The 18,756-nt window shown below is 57.8% G+C and carries 17 protein-coding genes; all 17 read left to right on the plus strand.

What is annotated here, in order from left to right; genetic code table 11:
* The first annotated feature begins 4 nt into the window (after positions 1-4).
* The 17 genes from cobT to H8K04_09250 all read left to right on the plus strand — a co-directional run bounded on the left by cobT (position 5) and on the right by H8K04_09250 (position 18,752).
* Positions 5-1,060, plus strand: coding sequence for a nicotinate-nucleotide--dimethylbenzimidazole phosphoribosyltransferase (cobT, locus tag H8K04_09170; protein ID UVT17674.1), 1,056 nt, complete (start codon positions 5-7; stop codon positions 1,058-1,060).
* A complete protein-coding gene (locus tag H8K04_09175; GenBank protein UVT17675.1) occupies positions 1,057-1,821 on the plus strand; it encodes an adenosylcobinamide-GDP ribazoletransferase in 765 nt (254 codons plus the stop codon). Before cobT ends, H8K04_09175 begins: the two co-directional genes overlap by 4 nt.
* Positions 1,818-2,774: a cobalamin biosynthesis protein CobD gene (gene cobD, locus H8K04_09180; GenBank protein ID UVT17676.1), complete on the plus strand. Its 957-nt coding sequence runs from the start codon at positions 1,818-1,820 to the stop codon at positions 2,772-2,774. The genes H8K04_09175 and cobD overlap by 4 nt, the downstream gene beginning before the upstream one ends.
* The gene (locus H8K04_09185) at positions 2,762-3,877 is read left to right on the plus strand and encodes a threonine-phosphate decarboxylase (protein ID UVT17677.1); all 1,116 of its coding nucleotides are present in this window, start codon (positions 2,762-2,764) and stop codon (positions 3,875-3,877) included. Before cobD ends, H8K04_09185 begins: the two co-directional genes overlap by 13 nt.
* Entirely contained in the window at positions 3,874-4,590 is a 717-nt protein-coding gene (locus H8K04_09190) for an adenosylcobinamide amidohydrolase (protein ID UVT17678.1), read from the plus strand. Before H8K04_09185 ends, H8K04_09190 begins: the two co-directional genes overlap by 4 nt.
* Positions 4,590-6,128, plus strand: coding sequence for a cobyric acid synthase (locus H8K04_09195; GenBank protein ID UVT17932.1), 1,539 nt, complete (start codon positions 4,590-4,592; stop codon positions 6,126-6,128). Before H8K04_09190 ends, H8K04_09195 begins: the two co-directional genes overlap by 1 nt.
* A 316-nt stretch (positions 6,129-6,444) precedes the next feature.
* A complete protein-coding gene (locus H8K04_09200; GenBank protein UVT17679.1) occupies positions 6,445-6,807 on the plus strand; it encodes a response regulator in 363 nt (120 codons plus the stop codon).
* Between the two features lie 114 nt (positions 6,808-6,921).
* On the plus strand, positions 6,922-7,410 hold the full coding sequence (locus tag H8K04_09205; protein UVT17680.1) for a purine-binding chemotaxis protein CheW: 489 nt from the start codon (positions 6,922-6,924) through the stop codon (positions 7,408-7,410).
* Between the two features lie 14 nt (positions 7,411-7,424).
* Positions 7,425-9,314 carry a methyl-accepting chemotaxis protein gene (locus H8K04_09210; protein ID UVT17681.1) on the plus strand — a complete coding sequence of 630 codons (1,890 nt, stop codon included), beginning with the start codon at positions 7,425-7,427 and terminating at the stop codon, positions 9,312-9,314.
* A gap of 52 nt (positions 9,315-9,366) precedes the next feature.
* Positions 9,367-12,702, plus strand: a complete 3,336-nt coding sequence (locus H8K04_09215) for an Hpt domain-containing protein (GenBank protein ID UVT17682.1) — start codon at positions 9,367-9,369, stop codon at positions 12,700-12,702.
* A 70-nt stretch (positions 12,703-12,772) separates the two neighbouring features.
* A complete protein-coding gene (locus H8K04_09220; GenBank protein UVT17683.1) occupies positions 12,773-13,225 on the plus strand; it encodes a chemotaxis protein CheW in 453 nt (150 codons plus the stop codon).
* A gap of 164 nt (positions 13,226-13,389) precedes the next feature.
* The gene (locus tag H8K04_09225) at positions 13,390-13,746 is read left to right on the plus strand and encodes a hypothetical protein (protein ID UVT17684.1); all 357 of its coding nucleotides are present in this window, start codon (positions 13,390-13,392) and stop codon (positions 13,744-13,746) included.
* A 39-nt stretch (positions 13,747-13,785) separates the two neighbouring features.
* Complete coding sequence (locus H8K04_09230; protein ID UVT17685.1) at positions 13,786-15,075, plus strand: response regulator; 1,290 nt, start codon at positions 13,786-13,788, stop codon at positions 15,073-15,075.
* A 54-nt stretch (positions 15,076-15,129) separates the two neighbouring features.
* Complete coding sequence (locus tag H8K04_09235) at positions 15,130-16,068, plus strand: hypothetical protein (protein UVT17686.1); 939 nt, start codon at positions 15,130-15,132, stop codon at positions 16,066-16,068.
* A gap of 60 nt (positions 16,069-16,128) precedes the next feature.
* Positions 16,129-17,007 carry an AAA family ATPase gene (locus H8K04_09240; protein ID UVT17687.1) on the plus strand — a complete coding sequence of 293 codons (879 nt, stop codon included), beginning with the start codon at positions 16,129-16,131 and terminating at the stop codon, positions 17,005-17,007.
* A 14-nt stretch (positions 17,008-17,021) separates the two neighbouring features.
* The gene (locus H8K04_09245) at positions 17,022-18,041 is read left to right on the plus strand and encodes an HD domain-containing protein (protein ID UVT17688.1); all 1,020 of its coding nucleotides are present in this window, start codon (positions 17,022-17,024) and stop codon (positions 18,039-18,041) included.
* 180 nt (positions 18,042-18,221) lie between these two features.
* Entirely contained in the window at positions 18,222-18,752 is a 531-nt protein-coding gene (locus H8K04_09250) for a hypothetical protein (protein ID UVT17689.1), read from the plus strand.
* Positions 18,753-18,756 lie beyond the last annotated feature (4 nt).

The following is an 18,756-nucleotide window of genomic DNA, read 5'->3' on the forward strand; positions in this document are numbered from 1 at the left end:
TGTCATGAAACTAGAGGATGTGTTGGACCAGATTCAAGTGCCGGACGAGCAGATGGCACGACAGGCTCAGGCTCGGCTCGATCGTTTGACCAAGCCGGTAGGAAGCCTCGGCCGTCTGGAGGAACTGGCTGTGCGATATGCCATGATTGTCGGCGAAGTAAAGCCAAGCGTGCCGAAAGGTGTCGTCTTCACGTTTGCTGCGGATCATGGGATCGCCCGTGAAGGTGTCAGCGCCTATCCCCAAGAGGTCACGCCGCAGATGGTGCTGAATTTCCTGCGCGGCGGCGCAGGGGTCAATGTGCTGGCGCGGCATGCCGGGATCGAAGTCCGTGTCGTCGATATCGGTGTCGCCTACGAATTCGGCTCGATACCCGGGTTGATCCACAAGAAGATCATGCCGGGCACCAATAGCTTTCTTGCCGGGCCGGCGATGAGTCGAGAGCAGGCGGAACAGGCCATTACGACCGGCATTCAACTCGCAATGGACGCAGCCAATCAGGGAATCGGGATGATCGGAACCGGTGAAATGGGCATCGGCAACACCACGGCCAGCACTGCGATCACGGCTATCATGACCGGGCGGCCGGTGGAGGAGGTGGCTGGGCGTGGAACGGGAATCGACGATACGGGCTATCGGCACAAGGTGTCGGTCATCCAGGAGGCGCTGTCCTTTCACCATCTTGATTCACGTGACGCATTGGAAGTTCTCTCGAAAGTAGGCGGACTCGAAATCGCCGGACTCGTCGGCCTTATTCTTGGATCGGCTTCGGTGAGAGTGCCGGTGGTGCTGGATGGATTCATTGCCGGAGCCGCCGCGCTGATCGCGGCTCGTCTGCAGCCCAAGTGCCTTGGTTATATGATTGCATCTCATCGGTCTGCGGAGCGCGGGCATCAGGTCTTGCTCGACCATCTCGGATTGAAGCCGCTGCTGGATCTGGATCTACGGTTGGGTGAGGGAACCGGCGCTTGTTTGGCCATGAATCTGATGTGTGCCGCCATCAAGATCATGACGGAGATGGCAACGTTCGGCGAGGCCGGTGTGTCGGAGCGTGGGGCATGACCACTTTTGTTCGGCCTTTTCTATTCGCATGGCATTTTTTGACCGCGGTTCCGCTGAGTCGTCGCCATCACGAGCCGACCGCAACGGAGCTGGCTGCGTCGATGGCGTGGTATTCCACCGTGGGTCTCATGATCGGCGGCGCGCTGGCGCTGGCGGACGCGGTACTGGCCAAACTGTTTGCCATGGAGGTCGTGAACGTATTGGTGATCGTGCTGCTCGTTGCGGTCACTCGTGGATTACATCAAGACGGATTGGCGGACACGCTTGACGGCCTTGCCGGCGGCCGAACACCGGCCGATCGTTTATCCATCATGCGTGATCCGAGGATCGGTGCGATCGGCGCGACTGGTCTTTTCTTGTCGTTGATCCTCCGTTATGCGGCCTTGGCGGCGCTTCCGTCGTCGCTCCGTATTCCGGCTCTCGTCTGCATGCCGGCGTTAGGCCGTTGGGCGATGGTCACCCTAGCATGGCTCTCTCCCTACGCAAGGACTGAGGGTGGATTGGCTGCTCCATTCCTCGTGCATTTGTCCTGGTTTCACGTGTTGGGATCGACCGTCGTATTGGCCATCGCGCTTGTTCTAGGCCTAGGGGCCTCTGCAACAATCATGACGTTGATCGGATGCTGCGTGGTCATCGTTGCCATTCAGACCGGCTGTCGGGCTTTGTTCGGTGGCATCACGGGCGATACCCTGGGCGCCACGAATGAAGTCGTCGAGATCCTCTTCTTGCTCTTTCTCCCGCTGTTGCTTGTCCTATCATGACCGGAAGTGAATTGCTGCTCGCAGCAAGCATCGATGCCGTGGCGGGAGATCCTCGGTGGTTCCCACATCCCGTTCGTGGCATGGGAGCCGTAATTGCGTGGTACGACAGGTCTGTCAGAAAGATCTGCCGGAATCCATATGCCCTCCGCACAGGGGGTCTGCTGCTCGCGCTCGGGTTGCCGACATCTGTGTTTTTCTTTACCCGTGAACTCATTGCGCTAACCGACCAGGTGACCTGGTGGCTGGGAAGCCTGGTGTCGGTAGGTCTCGCATGGACGACGCTGGCGGGGCGCGATCTGTGGAACCATGTGTCGGCGGTAAGGGGACAACTGGAACAGGGCAATCTCACCGAGGCTCGTCGAGCCGTCGGTCAAATCGTTGGTCGGGATACCGACCGACTCTCAGAGGAGGAGATTGTTCGCGCGTCGATTGAAACAGTGGCGGAAAGCACGAGCGATGGAATTATCGCGCCGTTGTTCTATCTGATGGTGGGAGGACCTCCGCTGGCGCTTGCGTACAAGGCCGTGAATACGTTGGATTCGATGATCGGCCACAAAGACGAACGGTACGTCGATTTTGGCTGGGCCTCCGCCCGGCTCGACGACGTTGCCAATTGGATTCCAGCCCGCCTGTCCGCCGTCCTTATACTTCTTGCGGCTGGGTTGATCATGGGTCAGGGTGATCGCGTGAGGGCCGGGTGGCGCGTGCTTTGCCGTGACGGCGGCAAGCATCCAAGTCCGAACAGCGGGCAGCCCGAAGCGGCGATGGCCGGCTCTCTGGGCGTTCAACTGGGTGGAGTCAATTACTATAGAGGAGTGCCAGATGAACGACTTATCATCGGGATAGCTGGACGTCGGCCCCTCGTGAAGGACCTCGTGATCGCATCTCGAATTATGATCGTCGCGTGTCTTCTGGGCGTATTCCTGATGGTAGGAACGGTATGGCTCGTCTGAAAAGTGCGATCCATGGCGGCAATATTTACGCAGCGTCGCGTGAACTTGGCCATGACATCGCGAAGCTCATCGACTTCAGCGCCAGCATCAACCCATTAGGCCCTTCGCCAAATGTCTGGCCGGCGATCGTCAACGCTCGCCATCTATTGCGTCACTATCCCGACCCGGATTGTTGGGATCTCCGCCAGGCACTGGCCAGATACTGGCAAACAGCTCCGGAACGGATCGTGATAGGAAACGGATCGACGGAATTGATCGATGCGCTTCCTCGCGCACTCGGCATTCGCCATCTCCTGATTGCGCAGCCCACTTTCTCGGAATATGCCGCATCGATGGTACGGGCCGGAGGGTGCGTGGAGGCTGTCTATGCGAAGCGCAGGGAGCACTACGCGCAACCGATCGACGGCTTGTGCCGTGTGATAGGGACACGGCGAAGCACATCCAAGGCCGTCGACGGAGTCATGCTCTGCAATCCCAATAGTCCAAGCGGGCAAGCCTGTTCCCTCGATGATGTCCGGCGGTTGGCACACATCGCTCAGCGCCGAAGGATGTGGTTGGTGATCGACGAAGCGTTTGCCGATTATTGCCCCGAGCGGTCGTTTCTTCCGGAAGCCGTATCGTGGCCTCGTGTCGTCGTCTTGCGCAGCATCACCAAGTTTTACGCATTGCCAGGACTGCGGATTGGATATGCGGTGGCCGCGCCTTCGGTGATTCAATGCTTCCGTAAGCAGATTTCGACGTGGTCCGTGAATGCTATGGGACAAGTGGCTGCGCTCGCCGCAATAAATGACCTGGCTCACGCGCGAAAGAGCGTTCGGTTCATGACGAGAGAACGGGAACGGTTCGGAAACCTGCTTGCCGCCCTGCCCGGCTGTTCAGTGATGCCGACGTATGCCAACTATTTCCTTGTGGAATTACCACGTGGACGGCGTTCGTGTGAAATGGCCGACCAGTTGCGGGTCGAAGGGCTGTTGGTTCGCGACTGTTCTGTTATCCCAGGAATGAACTCCCGTTCCATGCGCGTTGCCGTACGTTCTCGACAGGAGAATGACCGGCTCATCCAAGCCATGTCGAAGCTGCTTCAGCAAGAAAAGTTGCGATGAAAGGAACTTCGACACGCGTCCGTACCCGATATCGAGTGATTGGCCCCACACTCGTGATCAGTCTCGGAGGCCGAAAGCGGGTGCTGTCGTCTGCCCCGCAAGGCGGAGGGTTCAGCCCGGCCTCCCACATTCTTAACCATCAAGTTGAAGCGAATCCCGGTTCGAACGGGCGTGTTCCCGATCCGGCGCGTTACCTGCGAAAATTGGCTGTTCAACTGGGGGTCGCTACGAGAACCGTCGGACTCATGACCGCCGTCCCAATGACGCAATTAGTCACGGCTCGAGCTGCGGCGGGGCAGCTCTGGGTGGAGTGTTTTGCCACCGTCGGAGTGACGAATGCGGTCCGGGCCGGGGACCGGCCGCTGCGCCGCATTCATCGAAGGGGAACGTTCAGACCCGGAACGATCAATCTGATCATCGTCACGAACGGGAGTCTTTCAGGCGCCGCCATGGTCGGGGCGGTGCAGGTTGCCACCGAGGCCAAGACGGGTGTCCTGCGCGATCATGGAGTGCCGACGTGGGAGGGCCGGTCCGGTGCGACCGGGACCGGCACAGATGCGGTCGTGATTGCGTGTCAGGTGCGCGGGCTAGGACCTCCGCATGTATATAGCGGTACTCACACGACCATGGGAGCGCTGGTCGGGCAGGCGGTCGCCGATTGCGTCTCTCGTGGTTTAGCCAAGGCAAAGCAGTGGCAAAGGAAACATCGATGATGGCACGCGCTCTCGCAGTGCTCGGCACAGGTTCGGATGTGGGCAAAAGCTTGATCACGGCCGGCCTGTGCCGATTGCTGTATCGGACCGGTGCGCGTGTCGCGCCGTTCAAAGCCCAAAATATGTCGTTGAATTCGTTCGTCACTCCCGCTGGTTCTGAAATTGGAAGAGCGCAAGCATTGCAAGCAGAGGCCTGCGGGATACCACCACACGTTGACATGAACCCGATCCTTCTCAAACCGGAGTCCGACGACTGCTCGCAGGTCGTCGTGCTGGGAAAAGTGTTCGCGAAGCAAAAGGCATCGTCGTATTTTGAAGGTCGGCGCACGCTCTGGACTGTCGTTGAAGAGAGTTACGTTCGGTTGGCGGGCCGATATGAAGTGATCGTGATTGAAGGAGCGGGCAGCGCGGCGGAAGTCAATCTTCGGGAGCGCGATTTGGTCAATTGGCCCGTCGTGAAGCTGGCTGACGCCAAAGTTCTCTTGGTGGCCGATATCGATCGGGGCGGGGTCTTTGCTCAAGTGCTTGGAACATTGGATCTGTTGGAGCCGGAGGAACGCGCTCGGGTCTGCGGGGTCATCATCAACAAATTCCGTGGCGACGCCACATTGTTCGTCGATGGGGTGAAATTCCTGGAGTCCCGAGGTGGGATCCCGGTGTTGGGCGTGGTCCCGTTCCTTCGTGATCTGGTGCTCGATCAGGAAGATAGCCTTGATCTCGTCCGTCATGGGTCAACTGATTTTTCAACTGATCGGGTCAACATCGCCGTGATTTTGCTGCCGCACATGAGCAACTTTACGGATTTCAATGCGTTGGCGGCCGAGGGGGATGTTGCGTTGAAGTATGCCGCTTCGCCGTCGAATCTCACCGATGCGGACGTGGTGATCATTCCGGGGAGCAAGAATACGCTGGCGGACTTGTCCTATCTACAAAGGAACGGATATGGGCCGGCGCTCGATGATCATGTGCATGGGCGCCGAGAACTGATCGGTATCTGCGGTGGTTATCAGATGCTTGGCCGGAAAATATCGGATCCACATGAGGTCGAGCAGGGCGGTACGAGTGATGGACTGGGTTACTTGAATACGGAGACGGAGCTCAAGCAGGTCAAGCAAACCGCACAAGTGGAAGCTCGTCCGACTGACGCCTTTGTAGGTAATCATGGTGTAGTCCGCGGATATCACGTTCACATGGGCGTCACGCTTCGCGGAAATGAAAGTCCGTGTTTCAGCGTTCGCCGGTATTTGGAACCGGGTGAGGAGGCGCGATCATCGCCCGCTCCGAATGAGGAAGAGTTCGATGGAGCGATCCGGAACGATGGCCTTGTGTGGGGCACCTACATACACGGTGTATTTGATGAATCTGAGTTTCGTCGGGCCTGGCTCAACCGTGCTCGTACGAGAAAAAGGCTTCCGCCACTTGAAGCACTCGCGTCTGCGGTTGTGACGGATCGATTAGTCGGAGAACTTGATCGGTGGGCGGATCATTTGTCCCATCACCTCGATGTGTCTCGCCTCATCGGATATTTTCACCCATAAATGCTCCTGCTTGATCAGGCATCGTGCCTTGTATCTATGTAGTTGATTATCACTACGTTTTTAGTGATTTACGCACTTATATCGGCTCCAATTTATGCACGGAGCGATGCCGATATTCACCGTTTTCTTGCCATCCATCAACAAGTCGTTACACTGCATGGGACAGCATGTTTCGACGATGTGGGGATGAGAAAGAGTGCCTTGAGCACGATTCATGAGGCGGGTGCAGGCAATGGATTGATCTGCGCGATCAGTGCAGTGATGCCGGTGCGCTGAAAACAGCCTGAGAGTCCATTGAAAGGAGAGGAAAGGCGTTATGAGCAAAATCGTGATCGTCGATGATTCATATGCGGAACTGCAGCTTATCGAGTCGTACCTCAAAGCTGCCCACCATACCGTCCTGTCGTTCTCAACGGCAGACGGTTTGGAGGATAAGATCGCCTCAGAGAAGCCGGACCTCATCGTCTTGGACGTGGTGATGCCGGGTCGGAACGGATTTCAGGCCTGCCGGGATTTGAAAAATGATGCTCGATTCAAGAACATCCCGATCGTGCTGTGCACCTCGAAGGGACAGGAAAGCGATAAGTTCTGGGGACAGCAACAGGGAGCGAACGGCCACGTCGTAAAACCCTTCAAATCGGAAGACCTTCTGCACGCCGTGAAGGTCGCACTTGGTTGAGTGAACCGATGATGCATGGGCCGGGAGACGATGGATCCATTCTGTAATTTACCTCAGCTTAGCCCAGACGCAACACTGGACCAGGCACGATCGACAGGTACGGTGAGAGTCTGCTTGATCACACTGGGAGGAAGAAGCTTTGCTGTAAATTTGAGCCATGTTCGTGAAGTCTTCAAACTCGAGTCGATCACGCCGGTGCCCGGCATGCCCGCCACGCTGGTCGGTGTCGCCAATCTACGTGGGATCATTATTCCCCTGGCCGATTTACGGTCGACGTTGGGCACATCTATTTCGGCCGTACAAAAATATGCGGTGATCGTACGGCATGGCGCTCAACAGGTGGGTATTCTTATCGACGAGGTGCCCGAAATTCGCACCATCGATATTGACGACCTGTCGGCCCCATCTGTCCAGGATGCGGCTGTCGATCATCCGTTTCTTTCGGGGTTCTTCAAGACCGAAACCAACGTGAGGGGCATGCTGGAAGTGTCGCGATTGCTCGCCTCCGTGGAGGAGGCGAGGGGCGACACTCGTGCGCTCGTACAGGCTAAGAATGTTGGGAACGAGGGTGTGACCGGCACCGGATCGTATCCCGGACGGTGAGGAGGAGGGAAGTCATGGCGAAGCAAGGCAGGGCACGGAAGTGGTCGATCATGGCAAGGTTCAAAAACCTGAGAACCCTGTCCAAGCTCCTGATCGGGTTTTCCGTGATTATTATGGGGATGATGGGGATCGGTTTGATCGGCTTGTTGGGACTCGATCGGCTCAAAGGCGAGTTGCGGTCCATCTACGACGAATCAACCGTGGGTGTGTCCAATGCCGCCGTCAGCAGCACGAACCTCAGCCTCTATCACAATGCGTTGTTGAGCGTTGCGCACCAAACGCAGAAGGTCGATTTTGATGAGGCGATCATTCCTCTCACCGAATTGAAGAGAAGAACCCTGACGCCTCTTGAGACCTACCGGCCATCCGCCACGCACGAGACCGTGGACGGCCGTCGTGATGGGCAGGAGTTGGACGTTCTCCTGTTCACCTTAAGAGAGTATTTTGCCGCCGCTGAAAGTGCGGTCGGGGCCTTCAACGACAGTTTTGATCCTTCCCTCACGAACGAACAAAAACAGTCGATGCGAGAGTTGGGCAACACCGTGCTGTCCAGCGAGGTCGCCTTTTGGCATGGCCGCGCGATATGGCGTTTTCAATGGCTGACAGGGCTCATTCAAGACCTTGCGAGGGAATTGAACAACCGTGGCCAGGCGGCGGCTGCCTATCTGAGCAACGTGATGTTAGGGGGAGCCATTGTAGCTCTGGTCTTGGCAATCACCATCGGGTATTTCCTCGCCCGTAGTATCGTCAAAGATATTATTCATGTGGCCGATGTCGCCACACAGGCGGCCGCGGGAAATCTTCAGGCTCGAGCGAGGCTGGAGAGCGACGATGAGGTGGGCCATATGGCCAAGGCGTTCAACATCATGTTGGACCGGATCACGGCCTTGGTGTCGACGGAAGAAGAGCGGGACATGATGCAAAAGCGCCTGGTGCAATTCCTGGTGCTCGTGTCCGATGTCGGAAAGGGCGACTTGACCAAGCGAGGTGAGGTGACGGCAGACATGTTCGGTAACTTGGCCGACGGCTTCAACTTGATGATCCAGCGGTTCGCGCAATTGATGAAGCAAGTCAGAGAATCGGCCGAGCGGGTGAACCGATCCGCCGGAGCGTTGCGCGACAACGCCGGGCAGATGGCCGGAACCGCCAAACATCAAGCCGATGAGTCGATGAAGACGCTCGGCGCGGTGGAACAGCTGACTGTTTCGATGCGCCAAGTGGCGGAAACGGCGGAAGCCTCATCCGAATCGGCCCGTCAGGTCTTGAAGGCCACTGAAAGCGGAGGCATTGCGGTGCAGGAAACCGTGCAGGATATGCAGCGCATTCGATCGGCGGTTCAACGCATGTCAAAGCAGGTCAAAGCCCTGGGAGATCGGTCGCTGGAAATCTCGCAAATCGTGTCGACCATCCGGGAAATCGCCAATCAGACCAACCTCCTGGCGTTGAATGCCGCCATTGAGGCCGCCGGGGCAGGGGAAGCGGGCGCCCGCTTCGCGGTCGTCGCCGATCAGGTCCGGAAACTCGCCGAGAGTTCGACCCAAGCGACACGCGAAGTCGCCGATCTGGTCAAAGTGATTCAGAGCGAGACGCAACATGCCGTCGTCTCGATGGAACACGAAACCCAGGCGGTCGAAGCCGGATCAGCTTCCGCCCTGCGAACCGGAGATGTGTTTAAGGAGATTTCGGCGATCGCCCAGCGATCGGCGGAACTTGCCCAAAGCATCGCATCGGCCGCAGCCAATCAAACGGCTTCGACCGACCAGGTCGGCCGTTCGATCAAAGACTTCACCGGCGGCGCCGTGGCCACACAAAAGGCCACCGACTCAGCGCGAGCGACCGTGGAAGACATGGTGAAATTGGCCGAAAGTCTGACGGCATCGGTATCTCAGTTCAAGCTGGCCTGAGGGTTTACGACACCGGCTGAATCAGAGAACGCCATGAGCTGAAGAGGCACCGATGAGCTCGGAGTTCGACCGGCAAAATCTCGTCAGTATCTTTGTTCTGGAAGCCTCAGATGGACTGACGGCATTAATCAAGGCATTACATTCGCCCACCGGCGCCCTTCCCTTCCCGCAACAACTCACAGAGCAGTTTATCGTGGCCCACCGTATCCACGGGGCGGCTGCCTTGTATGGTTACAGCGGAGTCGCACAGTTGGCCAAGCGCCTGGAGATGTTGCTGGAACAAGCGACCGGCATCCCCCCTGACCAATGGTCACGCGCGGTGGATGTGATGCGGAACCTTACGCAAAGTATTCAAACCATTGTACGGTCCATCGATCAAGGCGTCGGCGAAGATCTGGAGACGGTGAAACGGTGCCTGGAATCGAGTCAAGGGCTGGTGGAGGAAGCAGACGGAACGGGATCATCCGTGAGTCAGGAATATATGCTGCCCACGCTGGACTCCGAGATGATGTCGTACTTTCTTCCTGAAGCGGAAGGGTATCTCGAGACGATCGACGAGCTGATCCGGGTGCTGAGAACCGAACCGGAGAACGAAGACGCGATGTACCGACTCTTTCGCGCCGTCCATACCCTCAAGGGGTCGGCGTATACCATAGGGTTTCAGGTCATCGGAGATGTGGCCAATCCGATGGAGAACGGCATGATCGCGATCCGGGAGAAGCGGCTTCAGTTACAAGGCCAGCTGCTCGAAACCATGACGCAGGCCGCCGGGACGATCCGCCGGATTCTTCAACGCGACCCCGCGAATGTGCTGCAACTTCAACACGAAGTACCCCGCCTGATCCATGCGCTTATCCAAATGTGCGAACGTCCGGAGACAGCAGCTCCTTCGGAAACGACCACACGCGACACGAGTTCCGGTATCCCTGTTTCTGATGAAGGCAAGCTTTCGATCGAATTGCACACTGCCACGGAGGACTTACCCGACACGTATTTGATCCCCGATTTGGACCCGGAAATCATCTCGTATTTTGTGCCGGAGGCGCAAGAGTATCTGGAAATGCTGGAAGCCAATCTCTTGCGATTGGACAAAGACCCACAGAACGGGGAACTGATCAATCAAGTGTTTAGGACCGCTCATACGTTGAAAGGCTCCGCCTATACCGTCGGCTTTCAGTCGATCGGAGACCTCACTCATCACGTCGAAGACTTCATGGGCTCTGTTCGGGATGAGCGCCTCAAAGTGTTGCCGGGACATACGGATTTGATGCTGCGTTCGATCGACGTTGTCCGGGTGCTGATGCGGAGAGATCACAACACCGTATCTCGGACGCGACAACGATTCGATGAGGCACGGTCGGAATTGAAACGTCTGGGGCACGATACCGTCGATGAAACGGCATCCGCACGTCCGCCGGAAGATGCCCCCGACTTAGCCGGAAGACATCAGGAAGGAGCGGGAGAACATCACGGGCAGGGCAAACCATTCGAGACCAGATCCGCGGAAGACCGCGAGGTCATCCGGGTCAGCTACGCCCGGTTGGAACGGCTGATGAACCTCGTCGGCGAGCTGGTCATTGGACGAGGCCGATTGGAGCAACGGTTGCGCGTGTTGGAGCAACTGTCCCAGCAAGTACTGATATTCAAGACTCGGTTGGCGGACTCGGTCCAATCGTTTTCCGACAAACACATGTTTACCTACCAGGAAGCGCCGAGCCAGTCGCCTGAAGCTTCCGGCCAAGGGTTTCAAGGACTCGGGGATTTCGGGAGTCTTGAACTGGACAAGTACGACGATTTCAATATCTTGGCCCGCCGGATTGGAGAGGTCACCGCCGATATCAGCGAGTCGATGTCGCAGCTGAACGGATCCATCCGAACCGCGCATGACGACATGAGCCAACTCCAGCAACTGACGCTGCTGATGAGGGACGAAATCGCGCATGCCCGTATGGTTCCGATCGGCACTCCTTTCACCAGGTTTCGTCGGGCGATTCGAGAGATCGCCCGCGCCTCGAACAAGGAAGTCTCACTGGTCACATCGGGGGAGCATACGGAGGTCGATACGGGAATCGTGGAACGACTCGTGGACCCCCTCGTGCATTTGGTCCGCAACGCCGTCTATCACGGTATCGAGTCTGCCGCCGATCGAGTCATGAAGGGTAAGCCGGCGGCGGGAACGGTCTACTTGCACGCCGCGCATCGCGGCAACTCCGTGATTATCGAGGTCGAGGACGATGGAGCGGGATTGGACTTGTCCAAGATTCGAGCAAAAGCCTTGAAGATGGGGCTGATCAAGGCGGGTCAATTGCAGGCGATGTCAGACGCAGAAGCTCTTCAGCTGATTTTCCGTCCGGGGTTTTCAACGGCCGACAAAGTAGGCGATCAGGCAGGGCGAGGCGTCGGGCTGGATGTCGTCAAGCGGGTCATCGAAGGCATGAAGGGTCATATCGACGTCGAATCAGAGCCCGGCGTCGGTACCAAGTTTACCCTCAGCCTTCCGCTCACGCTCTTGATCGCGACAGCGTTGCTGGTTCGCGCAGGCACCGAGCGGTACGCGATTCCCTTGCCGAATATTCTGGAAGTGACGTTGCCGACTGCCGATTCCTTGCAGCAGCATGACGATCGTGTGCTGCTGAAGCTCGGAGATCAATCGATCGAAGTGCATCCATTGCACCATCTCTTGCGCCGGGAACGGGGCCATGCGGATTGGTCCAAGCCGGTGGTGATCGTTCGAACTCCGATAGGACCTGTAGGACTGGCAGTCGATGAACTATTGGGCCGCCAAGAAATCGTCATTAAGTCTCTCGGATCGCTGAAACCGCTGGAGCATTCGTTTTTTGGCGGCGCGACCATCGATCCGGAAGGCCGAGTCATTCTTGTGATCGACCCCGCCCGTTTGTTTTCACGCGAAGCGATTGAATCCATCGCGGTGGAGACGCTTTCCACGACCGGGCTCCCGGCTGATCAAGCCCGGCCGCAGGAAACGGAGGGGAACGATCGGCCGGAGTCGCATCTGTTGTTGATCGATGACTCATTGAGCATTCGCAAATTCGTCGGGAGGATGTTGGAGTCGGCCGGATATCGAATCGACACTGCGGTCGACGGCGAAGATGGGCTCCGAAAAGCGCTGACGAACAGCTACCGGTTGATCATCACCGATCTCGAAATGCCGAAACTCAACGGGTTCGAAGTCGTTCAGGCTCTGAGAAGCCGTCCCGAAACGCGGCAGACACCGGTCGTGGTCATGACGACCAGGGCAGGCGACAAACATCACCAGATGGCGATCAACATTGGAGCCAATTCCTACATCGCCAAACCGGTGGAGGAGCGGATGTTGCTGCAGGAAGTTGAGCGGTGGGTCGGCCGCGCTCCGGCCCTCCGCAAGTAACCCTGCGCAAATATTCGTATTGATTGACGAAATGAGGCTTGTTGCAGAAAATGGGCAAGAAGGCGCCGGCATGAGTCTCCGCGAACAGGCCGCCGAAACTCCATCGCTCGCGCCTCCGTTCCGCGTGCTCATCGTGACCATGGGAGGACGATTCTTTGCGTTGGACGCGGAATCTGTGCGAACGCTGTTGACCACGGATGAGACGGGAAACGATGGAGTCCCGCAGGTCGAGGGAGTAACGTATAGGCCGATTGATCTCGCGGATCAACTGACATTGTCGCGTAATGGCGCGGGTGCGAGCACCTGTGTCGTGCTTCTTTCCGAAAACGGATCGCGGGGAAGCATTCGGGTCACCTGCGTGCATGGAGTTATGAACGTGCACCCATCCCAGGTCTTGCCGCTTCCCTTACAATTCTGTGGATCGGAGCGACGCTGGTATCGAGGCATGATCTTGTTCGAACACAGCGTCGCACTCATTCTCGATACGAGCTGGATTCTTGAAAACAAAGGGCTGGAGGCGTAGACGGATTTATCCGATAAGAATACGACTATTCGATCGCCGGCGGTGCCGGACATTTCGGTGGGTGATAACGGGTCATGCTGAGAACCAGCGGGAAACATCAACGACAAGAGGCCTCTCGTTCGTTGAATCTATTGGTGTTCCTGATAGGTGGCCGAAGGTTGGCGATGAAGACCCAAGAAGTAGCCGCGATCTCACCATGGGAGACGAGCATTCCGGTTGCCGGAAGAACTCCGTTCGTTACGGCGGTGGTTCGTCGGCATCAGATAGTATTGCCGGTCTTCGATCTCGCCGAGTTGCTTCGGGTCTCAGTGCAGGGAAGCAGCCCTTTGTGCTTGACGGCAAAACACCCTCAAGGAGACATGGCCATCTGCATCGATGAGGAAATACCGGTTCTTCAAACCTTGGACGCGACGGCGATTCAGGCCTATCGAGGCAAGGACGTGCCGGCCGAATGGAGTTATGCCAGCGGCCTCGACGAGATCCCGATCCTCTCCGTGCACCGACTTGGGTCGGTTGCATGATGATCGGAACGGACACAGGGAAGGACGAAAGGTGCGGTCATGCCGAAGATCTTGATAGCGGACGATAGCATCGCGGTTCGGAAAGTCGCCGAACGACTGTTGACCGAGGCAGGCCTCACCGTGACCTTGGCGGCCAATGGTGAAGAAGCGCTGGCCTATTTGGCCAAGGAACGGCCGGATGCCATCGTATCCGACGTCATCATGCCCGACAAAAGCGGATATGAGGTGTGCACGTTCGTTCGCGGAAACTCCAACCTGGCGGGGATCCCCGTGCTCCTGATTTCCGGTATCGTCAATGACGAAGTGACAAAACAAGCCGACGCCTGCCGGGCCGACGGTGTTCTCAAGAAGCCGTTTCAAGGAACTTCGCTGAAGGACCGCGTGCTGGAGTTGCTTTCAAAACGACTGGAGTCGCCGCCGGCTGCCGTCTCTCGACCTGTTCCTACTCAAACGACAGCCGCAGTGGAGAAGGTTCCACCCTCAACCGAGCAACAGCAGGAGTACGCGCGCCATGATTCGATCCAAGTCAAAGAGATGGAAGGCCAATTGCTGGCGGAACGGGCTCGATCGGAAGACCTCGCCAAACGCTTGGCCGACGCCGTTGAGCACCTGACCCGTGCGAAGGCCGCTGAAGCGCAGTTGGCCGTGGAACAACAGCGTGTCAGCGAACTCGAAGCGAATCTGGTGAAACTTGAACAACGCGTGTCGAGAGTCTCCGAACTTGAAGCGGCACTGACGGCGGAGCAAGATGCGGTCGGCGCACTCAAACAGGAAGTTGCGAACTGGCAGAAGACTTCCGGTCGGATCGCGGAGCTGGAATCTGCGCTGCACGCGGAACGGGAAGCTGCAGAGCAGCTCGTACAGCAATTGGGAGAGTTGGAGAAGGCGTCGAGTAGGGTGAAAGAGGTGGAGGCGAGCCTCGCTCATGAAGAGCGGCAGGCATCTGAGCTGCAACAGAAAATCAAGGATCTCGAGACTGAGCTCTCAGTGGAACGGGAAAAGGTCGCTCAGACAGCGGAACGGCTGCAGGAGGTTGAGCCCATGGCGACAAAAGTCCGGGAGATGGAAGAGCTTCTGACGGGGGAACGGGAGAAGGCGGCCCGGGCAGCGGAACGGCTGCAGGAGGTCGAGTCCATCGCGACAAAAGTCCGGGAGATGGAAGAGCTTCTCACCGTGGAACGGGATCGCAATGGCGTGCTTGTACGCCGCGTCACGGAGACGGAACAAGCCGCCGAGAATGCTACGAAGAGATTTGAAGACATGGCACGCAAACTGGGTGAAATCGCGGGACTGGCCTCGCAACTCGGGAGTGGGAGGGGACAATCCTGAGCCGGCCGGCCGGATCCACGAGATGGCCGTGTTCTTGGTGAAGGGCGGATGTCGATGCCTGTGGAAACCGAAGATGCGTTTCAGAAAGAATTGATCGAGCTCTTCGTTCACGAGGCGCAGGAGTGGCTTCAGCAAATTCACGTTGCGTTGGATGAGCTCCAACAAGCGCCCCCCTCCGAGCGCCATCGGGCCTTGGCTCAGACGATCAAGGTCGGCATCACGAATCTCGGCGGATCCGCAGCCACGATCAACCTGAGTGACGTCGAACGGGCCAGTTTTTCAGCGCTTCCCTTCGTGGAAGCCGTCCAAGAGCCTTCCGAGCGAGTGTCGGCTGACGACTTTCTCGCGCTCTGCAAGCAACTGGGGCACATTCATGGAGCGTTGACTCGAGCGACCGGTGTCACGTTTGATGCGGAAGCGGCACCACCGGAGGCCGAGGGCTCTGCGTCATCGATCTCGACGAAAGAGTTATTGGTTTTGCTCCATGGCCTTCATGAGCGATGCAGGATGTCCGGGACATTCCATCGTAACCTGATTCAGACCATGATGGCTCAGGCAGAAGGGCTCATGCATCGAGGGATGGAACAGTGCAACGTGGCTTCCATACAAGAGTTCCTTGACCGTTTGGCCGAAGGGGAGCAAGGGTTCCTGCATATCGTCCGCCAAGAATCTCCCCATCTGAACACCCTCCTTGAGTTACTCAAGGAGGGCGGCTCCGCCTCCGGCCCCTCTCCCGCCGAACTGCCCCACGCGGTCGAGCGTGTGGCCCAGTTATGGTCCGCGGCGCAACAAGTGAACGCCTCGCATGCGATGGCATTTTTCATGGGACTGCACAGCTTTCTCACGATCGTGCTGCAGCAACGTGTGATGGTTCCCGTAAAAAATTACGGGGCCGTCCAACTGCGACTGAATCAGAACGTGCAGAGCATTGAAGAATGGGCGGAAAGCGGACGAACCGAGCGCATGGCCATACAAGGCGTCTTGCCTCATTGAAACAGACTCGCGGTCGCGGGTCCAGCGTGTTTCCCCGGTCGACCTGGAAAGGACGTGGATGTGCCGCTTGTTGACGTTCCTCAGGATCAGACTCTGACCCAAGGATCGATGTACGAGCGTTATTGGCGGTTGAACCTTCGCCCGTTTGAGAATGTGCCGGACCCGATGTTCTATGTTCCATCCGTCAAGCATGAAACGGCTCTGGAACGCATTCTGTACGGGATTCACGCCCGCAAGGGAATTGTGATGCTGACCGGTGAGATCGGCAGTGGAAAAACGCTCGTGAGTCGCGCCGCCATTCTCCGGCTTCCACGGGCCCAGTATGAGATCGGACTTGTGTCGAACCCCACGATCGCGGGCAACGAATTTCTCGGCGAGATCTTATTCCAACTGGGGTTGGACCCGAACGGGACGCGGGCGGAACAGTTGCGCCGGTTGAACGATCAGTTGCTGGCCAATTACCAGCGGGGGGCCGACACGGTGGTGGTGGTGGATGAAGCACAGGCCATCGAGCATGACCAGACGTTCGAAGAGCTTCGTCTGCTCAGCAATTTCCAGCTGAACGACCGCTTCCTGATCACGCTCGTCCTCTTGGGGCAGCCGGAACTCCGAAGCCGGATCGCCCGCATTCCTCAGTTCGCTCAGCGGGTGACCATTCAGCACCATCTCGAATGTTTCGATCGTGCTGAGACGAAAACCTACATCGCGGCTCGCCTGGCCGCCGCCGGATGCGTGCTGCCGATATTCTCCTCAGGCGCGGTGTCGGCGATCTTTCATCGCACCGGCGGAGTCTGCCGATTGATCAACTCTCTGTGCGATCTGTGTTTGTACTGTGGAAGCGTGGCGAAAGTCGGCCGGATCAGACGGGCGCTGGTGGAACGCGTCGCGGGTGAAGTGTTCTGTGGGCAAGATCACGGTGATGCATGGGGGCTCTCTTGAGGAGTTGGTACCAGATGACGGACCGGGCCCTGAATGAGGCGGCAAGTGCCGTGCAGGGTCAACATGCCCTTTCGCTGCAGCGGCTGGAAGACCTCGCATCGGATGCCGTCTCCTCGCTGCAACGAAATGATGAGTTGGTGGTCGAGGCGCTTTCCGGACCCTCGGGGTCGCCGCTGATTACGAATCTCATCAATGTGGCCGTTCTGGGGACCAAAATAGGAATAGGACTGGGGTACTACGGGGAAGAGCTGCACCAGTTGGCGCTGGCCGGCCTCGTCCATGATATCGGATTGTTCGCCGTGCCCAAATCGTTGGTCGCCAAGAGCGGCCGATTGACGCATGAAGAACGGACGCTCATTGAGCAACATCCCGAGCTCGGTTATCAGGTCATCGTCAAATGCGGCCCGGCCTACCACTGGCTGGCACAGTTGACGCGCCAGGCTCACGAACGATGGAACGGACAGGGGTATCCCAATCGACTCAAGGGGAGGCAGATCAACGAGATGGCTCAGATTTGCGGGGTAGCCGACGTCTTCGATGCGTTGGTCAGCGAACGCCCGTATCGTCGCCGGTTGCTCCCGCATGAGGCCGTCAAGGAGATTCTCGTCGCCGAGCGGGAGACCTTTCCGCGTGAGATTCTGAAAGCGCTCGTCGAACAGTTATCCGTGTATCCGCTTGGGACGACCGTCCGATTGACGACCGGAGACGTGGGGATCGTCGCTAAAGTGAATAGCCGGTATCCGCTTCGTCCCGTCGTGAAAGTTGATGAGCCGCGGGAGCACGACGAAGTCGTCACCCATGAGATTGATCTGTGCCTCGCTCCGTTGATCTCGGTCGCCGAGACACTCAATCCTCCCGCCGTCGGGCGTGTCAGATTCGGGGAGACCTCACCCAAAAGCCAGACGCCTGCGTCGGCGACGGTCGTGTCCGATCAGTTCACGTCGCTCCTTGAAAGTCTCGATGCGGTCGCATCGACGATCCAAGGGGTCGTTGAAACCCGCAAGGTCGTACCTTCCCCGGATTCTCCTCGATAGCTGCCCGGCCTTTCGCATCGGTCGAGATCCCCGTAAACGCGACGATCGGGTCCGCCCGCTGTTATCCACAACACAGATGTCGATTAGCAGGGCCCTCGTTCTTCACTTTGCTGGAGCGCGCGGGATCGTTATAATGCGTGGCCGGCTACCGGCGCATTGACAGAACTGGAAGGGAATACCGTGCCGAAACTCGTGACCGTTGAGCATCCTCAGCAAACCATGCAACAGGCTCAGGAATACGTGAAGATGTACATTCTGATGCCGTCCGGCCTTCTGGGGCTCATCTGTTTGATCGGGAGCGTCGGGGGGTTGGGGTACCAACTGCTCGCCACCGACAGCTATACCTGGGATACCTTTTATCAAAGCTCGGGACTGTTTCTGTCGGGTACCGGACTGGGCGCCGCGCAAACCCTGTATCAGCGGTACCTCTTGAAGGAATTTCCCAACGTGTTGGCCGCGCGCATGAGACAGGGGTTGAACAGACAGAAAGGGAAAGTCAAAAAGGGTTCCGAGCCTCCGGACATCGATCATCCGGGGCGGCAGTTGGTTCCGTTTGCGTATGTGCTGGGCACCGTTCTTCTGGTAGGAAGCGCCGTCGCCGCATTTTCCTATGGGCGTGTGCAGATGATTCCCGCGCTCTTGATGCCCTGGGCGGGGTTTTATTGGGCGAGACTGTTCTTGTGGCGGCGAGTGATTAAAATGGAGAAGTGAGCGG

Source organism: Nitrospira sp., assembly GCA_024760525.1.
In the GTDB taxonomy this organism is placed as follows: Bacteria; Nitrospirota; Nitrospiria; order Nitrospirales; family Nitrospiraceae; genus Nitrospira_D.

What these genes read in the sequence shown, in the direction of transcription:
- cobT (UVT17674.1), top strand. Translation starts at nt 5, where the DNA reads ATGAAACTAGAGGATGTGTTGGACCAGATTCAAGTGCCGGACGAGCAG.
- H8K04_09175 (UVT17675.1), top strand. Translation starts at nt 1,057, where the DNA reads ATGACCACTTTTGTTCGGCCTTTTCTATTCGCATGGCATTTTTTGACC.
- cobD (UVT17676.1), top strand. Translation starts at nt 1,818, where the DNA reads ATGACCGGAAGTGAATTGCTGCTCGCAGCAAGCATCGATGCCGTGGCG.
- H8K04_09185 (UVT17677.1), top strand. Translation starts at nt 2,762, where the DNA reads ATGGCTCGTCTGAAAAGTGCGATCCATGGCGGCAATATTTACGCAGCG.
- H8K04_09190 (UVT17678.1), top strand. Translation starts at nt 3,874, where the DNA reads ATGAAAGGAACTTCGACACGCGTCCGTACCCGATATCGAGTGATTGGC.
- H8K04_09195 (UVT17932.1), top strand. Translation starts at nt 4,590, where the DNA reads ATGGCACGCGCTCTCGCAGTGCTCGGCACAGGTTCGGATGTGGGCAAA.
- H8K04_09200 (UVT17679.1), top strand. Translation starts at nt 6,445, where the DNA reads ATGAGCAAAATCGTGATCGTCGATGATTCATATGCGGAACTGCAGCTT.
- H8K04_09210 (UVT17681.1), top strand. Translation starts at nt 7,425, where the DNA reads ATGGCGAAGCAAGGCAGGGCACGGAAGTGGTCGATCATGGCAAGGTTC.
- H8K04_09215 (UVT17682.1), top strand. Translation starts at nt 9,367, where the DNA reads ATGAGCTCGGAGTTCGACCGGCAAAATCTCGTCAGTATCTTTGTTCTG.
- H8K04_09220 (UVT17683.1), top strand. Translation starts at nt 12,773, where the DNA reads ATGAGTCTCCGCGAACAGGCCGCCGAAACTCCATCGCTCGCGCCTCCG.
- H8K04_09225 (UVT17684.1), top strand. Translation starts at nt 13,390, where the DNA reads ATGAAGACCCAAGAAGTAGCCGCGATCTCACCATGGGAGACGAGCATT.
- H8K04_09230 (UVT17685.1), top strand. Translation starts at nt 13,786, where the DNA reads ATGCCGAAGATCTTGATAGCGGACGATAGCATCGCGGTTCGGAAAGTC.
- H8K04_09235 (UVT17686.1), top strand. Translation starts at nt 15,130, where the DNA reads ATGCCTGTGGAAACCGAAGATGCGTTTCAGAAAGAATTGATCGAGCTC.
- H8K04_09245 (UVT17688.1), top strand. Translation starts at nt 17,022, where the DNA reads ATGACGGACCGGGCCCTGAATGAGGCGGCAAGTGCCGTGCAGGGTCAA.